We start from the raw sequence: 557 nt of genomic DNA, 5'->3' as shown, positions 1-557 counted from the left end.
TTAAAGTCATAGGACGTCACCTTATAGCTACCATTGAGCGTCACGGAACGGCCTCCCGATTCAAACCTTACGTCTTCCAACCTCCCCACATGCTGAAAATCTGGGCTGAACGGGGGGCGGTCGACGAGTACCGTAAGGCGACCCGACACAACACTGGATTGCCAGAACTCATGGCCGTTAGGATCACGGTAGGTGATGTATAGATCCGGATGTTCACGTTGGTGAGGGCCAGCGGCTAAGTCACTTCCATACTGGATACGGATACTTTCGGGTGCCTCATCACCAATCCATTCTCCGTCTAGTGCACTCCAGGATAGGTATCCAAACACACTCGTCGGTTTGAATTCATGAGTGTGCCCATCCTCAGGAACCTTGATATCCCCTTCTCCAGCAGTCAGGGCTTTAGCCTCTGCCAATTGTTTCTCATCGATTCCATTAATGTTCATGATGAACTCCTGTTTGCGGTTGATGGAACCCAGGCCACCGGCCGGTACCTTCTCAACCAGTAAACAGGCATCGCATCGACGCTCGCTACTGTCACAATTGACAGTTCTTCG

General features: G+C 51.5%; 1 protein-coding gene. It reads right to left on the bottom strand.

Annotation, left to right across the window (positions count from 1 at the left end):
• Positions 1-446: hypothetical protein (locus AC0L3B_RS38285; RefSeq protein WP_473382743.1), on the bottom strand; the 446-nt coding region annotated here is incomplete at its 3' end.
• Positions 447-557 lie beyond the last annotated feature (111 nt).

It is taken from the genome of Bradyrhizobium sp. Kon56 (assembly GCF_055807635.1).
Note: the sequence above shows the minus strand (reverse complement) of the source record. Positions and strands in the feature narration are given on the sequence as shown.